Below are 2461 nucleotides of genomic sequence, written 5' to 3'. Positions count from 1 at the left end.
ATAGCGTCTGAGATCATTAGTAAGCTTTCGTCTGCTTTGAGAAGCTGGAAGATAGTAGTCATCGGCTATTCTGACCAGAATTATGAGAAACTGATTAGGGGTAAATTGGCTAGCTTAGACAACATAGGCATAGCCTTTAACATTGATGAAAACGAAAAATTGAGGCTTCTGGCTAAGGCGAAAGTCTACATTCACCCGGTGATGTATGAGCACTTTGGAATACTCGTTGGAGAAGCTCTTGCTTCAGGGTGTAGGGTTGTTGTTCACAAGTTTACGGGGATAGTTCACGACTTGCTTCTTAAACACCCGTGGCAAACGGTAAGTAAGTGCATCAAAGTCTATAACAGTCATGATGAAATCCCAGAGCTAGTGTTCGAACTGTTACAGGAAGACGTCGAGCCCGAGATTTGTAGAAGGCTAGTCATGGACTTCAGAGAGGAAGTATTTACGAATAATGTAAAGAAACTAATTGGCGACCTACTATGAGGATGACGTCTCAGAATAATCATGCAATACATTCTCGCGTGATCACACTTTTAATTATTCTAGCAGGCGTCGTTGCAAGCTATTCAAGCTACTTCGATTTCTCTAAACTTCGCCCCCCCACTTATTTCAACTACGACATTGTATTGTTCACACAATACAGAATTTTTCTCTTCTATTGTATAATTGTAATGCTTTGGCTAATCACCGTCTACAGCAAGAAAGCACGTGCCGTGTTCTTGTCATTACTAATTACCGTGTTGATATACTCTAGCATCATCGCGGTTAATTTTCCATTCATTATACATAGAGATGCCTATCTGCATGGAGGGCCTGTAGAGTACATTATAAAGAGAGGCAGCTTGAGCGGGCTCGAGATGTTTGGTAGAGACGATGTAGTGTCTTGGCCGGGATGGTTTATATTCCAAAGCATCTACGTGGTTGTGACTAATGGAAGGGTCATAGAGTCAATAACAGTCCTAACAGCGCTTTACCCGCTTCTCGTGTTTTTACTCTTTTACGCCATGTTCGTGGAAAGGCGTTTCCCTAAAAGCGCCAGCAATTTCATAGGAATACTGCCACTGCTCTTCCTTGTGAACAATTATGGGTTATTCACGTCGAGTTTCGCTAGATGGCATTTTGCTATATTGTTAGCGACAATACTTCAATCTGTATTGATAGACTTTGTGTTAGCTCATCCAAGTAAAGGTTTGAAACAGGCCGCGGCTATAGCCATCATAGTGAGTGCCACGATCATTTTGTCACACCCATATGTTGCGACGTTCATGGTTACAGAGATACTAGTTCTCCTAGTATTTTTTACGTCTGTGCATAGACTAGCAAGGGACACCCTCAAGTACCTATATGCCATAATACTGTTCTTCGTAATCCATGTTATATTCAATATATCTAGCAACTTTGTTGAATTAGGGTTTAACTCGGTTCTAAAGTACTTCAGTAATCCACAGATCTACAGCGAGTTCGTTGTTCAAAGCACGCCCATAAGGGTGAAGTCTCTATATCCGATAAGCGAAGTAGCATATGTATTTAGGCTCCTATATAGAGTATTTACCGTCTCTACTTTTCTCGTCTTGATATACTTAACTCTCAGGTTTTTGATTGCCAATAACACGGTGGGCGGTGACATTAAATCGTTGAAATTTCTTACCTTGTCTAGCCTTATAGCATATGGGGTCATATCAGCGTACCTAGTAGGCTCTTTTCTGTGGTTTGAGAGAACGCTATATGTAGCCTATCTCATATTCATGCCTGGAACTCAACTCTTACACACGTGGATTAGCAAACCACAGGGTAGAATGGGCAATCATTACAAGCTAGCCCCGATATTCCTAAATGTCTTAATTTTAATAGCGCTTTTATCAGCCGTCTTCATATCACTCGAGCCCAATTACTCTACAATTAGGGTTAGATACCCGTGGATCGACGCGTCGCTAAACTTTATTTCTATGTCTAATGTATCCGGTATTTGTGGGGGAACATTCTCTACCATATATTATTCATATTTCACAATAATACGCGAAACGGTTTTGAGGTCTTCAACTTTAATGAACATTATTCGTAGCGGGACGGGCTGCAAATCTCAGTACATAATGCTAAGCCTTTTAGACCCTGAAATTGTTCAAGGCTACATAAATACCTTTGAGCTAGACAGCGTGTATTCAAGGGTCATTGACGCAGGAGGAATGGTCTATTTATGGTGGCTTGGTTGAGGGTATTGTTTGTCTCGGAGTACCTAAGGGCTGGAGGCGCTGAGAAGTTCTTGCTGAGTCTTATAAGAGGCCTAGTGAAGGTTCTCGGCAACTCCATCGAGATCCACGTGGCGACAGCGGATAGACAGAACATATGGCTTGGTGCTCATTTACGTTCGAATATAAAGGTACACCATATTCCCTCGACTAGGCTGTACTTCCAGTTGAGAATTCTGGGCATGAGCCATCCCTTGATAGCGCGTAAATTT

The 2461-nt window shown here is 41.9% G+C and carries 3 protein-coding genes; all 3 read left to right on the top strand.

The annotated features are described in order from the left end of the window. On the top strand, nucleotides 1–486 hold a 486-nt coding region (locus ACP5KC_RS09275; protein ID WP_428287361.1), incomplete at its 5' end, for a glycosyltransferase. Next, nucleotides 483–2213 (top strand): hypothetical protein, encoded by a 1731-nt coding sequence (locus tag ACP5KC_RS09270; protein ID WP_428287360.1) that lies wholly within the window; start codon nucleotides 483–485, stop codon nucleotides 2211–2213. The genes ACP5KC_RS09275 and ACP5KC_RS09270, both read left to right, overlap by 4 nt. Continuing rightward, a partial coding sequence (locus ACP5KC_RS09265) for a hypothetical protein (protein ID WP_428287359.1) occupies nucleotides 2210–2461 on the top strand: 252 nt, incomplete at its 3' end. The genes ACP5KC_RS09270 and ACP5KC_RS09265, both read left to right, overlap by 4 nt.

Origin of the sequence: Infirmifilum sp. (assembly GCF_049970975.1) — an archaeon.
Lineage (GTDB): Archaea > Thermoproteota > Thermoprotei > Thermofilales > Thermofilaceae > Thermofilum > Thermofilum uzonense.
The sequence above is the reverse complement of the archived record's forward strand: the minus strand, read 5'-3'. Positions and strand labels throughout refer to the sequence as shown.

Excerpts from the sequence above, each read along its gene's own strand:
- ACP5KC_RS09270 (WP_428287360.1), top strand. The coding sequence starts at position 483 with ATGAGGATGACGTCTCAGAATAATCATGCAATACATTCTCGCGTGATC.